1 protein-coding gene is annotated in these 2,423 nt (G+C 37.6%); it reads right to left on the bottom strand.

All coding sequences use genetic code 11. From position 1 onward, the window contains the following. Positions 1 to 2,423: ATP-binding protein (locus tag PX484_RS12785; RefSeq protein WP_502882736.1), on the bottom strand; the 2,423-nt coding region annotated here is incomplete at both ends.

Below are 2,423 nucleotides of genomic sequence, written 5' to 3'. Positions count from 1 at the left end.
TTTTGGCAATTTTTACTTTACCCCAATCGAGATAGAATTTCGCCGCTAGTTCGTTAGCCAGTGCCTCTTCATTAATGTATTCATTTTCCTTGGCTTTAGCGATGGCTAGATCGTAGTTTTCTATGGCTTCTAGATAGGATTGCTGCACCCGATCCTTTTCCGCTTGCACTAAATAAAATTTATGGAGATAGTTAGGGGGTGCTTGATTAGCCCATTCCCACAGCTTTTTCTGATTATTCGTCACCCGTTCTAATACTTGCTGTTGTTGGTCATTGTCCAGATGATTATAAATAGCTAAATGGGCGAGGGAATCATAGAAGTTATGCAGAGAAATCAAGAAAGTGGCGGTAGCTCCCCCTAGATAATTTTGGGCTTGATTAGCATTTTCGATGGCTTGTTCGTACTGTCCAAATAGATAACAAAGGTATAATTTATTAAGAAATAAAGCACAGAGACCATAGAGATCATTAGCCTCTAGATGGTAGGATAACATAAGAGTTTCTTGATAGTATTGTCCTTCTAAAAGACCTGGATTTTCCGAGCGTCCCAGCAGATTTAAAACTGTTTGTCCGTAGATTTTTAGATAGTTGCGGGGGTTTTCTTGTTTGAGCTTAACAAAAGCCAGATCATAGTTAGCTATTTCTCTAGCTAATTCGGTTAATTCCTGTCCGATAAAGGCGGAATGAAAACAGTAAAGATAGGCGCAGGTTGTTCCGTAGTAGAGATCGCCCATTTCTAAACCAGTTTGATAGGAAGATTTTAACAAGGACAGGGAATTTTTAATCGGTTCTTTCCAGATACTAATAGTGGTGGAAAAGACGGCAATTATTTTCGGCATCAGGGCTTTGGTATGAAATTTATCAGCAATGTTTAAAGCCAATTTTCCAAATTGATAACCCGTTTCCCAATCGTCTAAAAGACCACAAAGAATTAAGCCATAATTGACATAAGTAAAAGCCGCTAGATAACTGTTGCCGTACTGAATTGATAAGTTAACCTGTTTTGATACTAGGATGGGTAAGAGATGAGGGACGGCAATAAAAACAGGAGAAAATATAGCACTTGCTATCTTCATTATTGCTAATTTTTTTTCCTCATTTATCGGCGGTAAAGTAATTAAATCTTCTATATTTTTACCCGCTAATTTTTGCCGAGTTTTAGTGAGTTCTTCTTGGATATCTGATGATTGTAAGAATTCAGGAATCTCGAAATCAAAGCTTTTTAGGACAGATAAGCCAATTTGTACCGCTTTTAGTTCTTGATTTTGGGCGTGATAAGCTTCGATGATTACTTCATAAACTTTGATTTTATCGAGGGTGGTTTTTGCCTGTTTTAACACGAGATTAGCCCAGCACTGCATCTGCTCAAAATCTCCACTTAAATAGGCGATTTCTGTGGCTTCAGAATAAATATCTAAAGTCAGTTGATAGTTATTTTTCCAGCTTGATTTTTTGAGAAGTTTTTGAGCGATTTTAATGTATTTTAAGGCTCCATTTTGGGCATTAGCGGCTTTTGCCTTTTGGGCTGCTAGTAAATTCAAGTTAGCCACTGACTCCCGTTCTTTTTCCTTGCTAATTAGTTGATAACCAAGATTGAAATGATCGACTATTTTAAAAATCTTTTCCGATAATTCTTTGGCAGAAGTATGCTGCCAAAGTAGGCGACCAATTTTTAAATGAATTAAAGATTTTTGGCTGTCTTCGATGAGAGCGTAAGCTCCTTGCTGAATGCGATCATGAGCAAATTTATATTCTTGAATGAGTAATTGTTCATCTAATTCTGAGAGGGGAATAATTAAACCAGCTTCGCTACTAGAAGTTAAAATTGGTAAAAGTTCTGGGGGTGATTTTTCAGAGATTACTGCTAGAATATTTAAATTAAATTCTGAGCCAAGACAAGCGGCTAAACTTAAGACTTCTTGGGTTTCGGGAGGCAATTTCTGCATTTTGCCCATCATAAATTGAATCAGATTATCGGTACTGCCAATCCTTTGAATTTGACCGAGATGCCATTGCCAATAGCCCCTATTATTGTCGGTTTTAGTGGTTGTTTCCTGCCCCGGTTGGAAAAATAGCAAATTTTCCCAGTAGATGGTTTTGAGAAATTCATTGACAAAAAAAGGATTACCGTGGGTTTTTTGCCAGACTAAAGCGGCCAAAGATTGCACATATTCTGGTGAATGATTTAATGTCTCTGCAATTAACTGATTGACCTGTTCAAGCCCCAGAGGTTTTAAAATAACTTGATTGATAATTATGCCCCCCTGCTCTAATTTATCCAGGGTAGCGGTTAGGGGATGGGTGGAATTAATTTCATTACTGCGATAGGAGCCAATTAAAAACAAATAGTCCATATCGCCATCGAGCATAATTAATTCTATTAACTGGAGACTAGCCAAGTCTGCCCATTGCAAATCATCGAGA

It is taken from the genome of Microcystis sp. M49636_WE2 (assembly GCF_030065375.1).
In the GTDB taxonomy this organism is placed as follows: Bacteria; Cyanobacteriota; Cyanobacteriia; order Cyanobacteriales; family Microcystaceae; genus Microcystis; species Microcystis aeruginosa_C.
The sequence above is the reverse complement of the archived record's forward strand: the minus strand, read 5'-3'. Positions and strand labels throughout refer to the sequence as shown.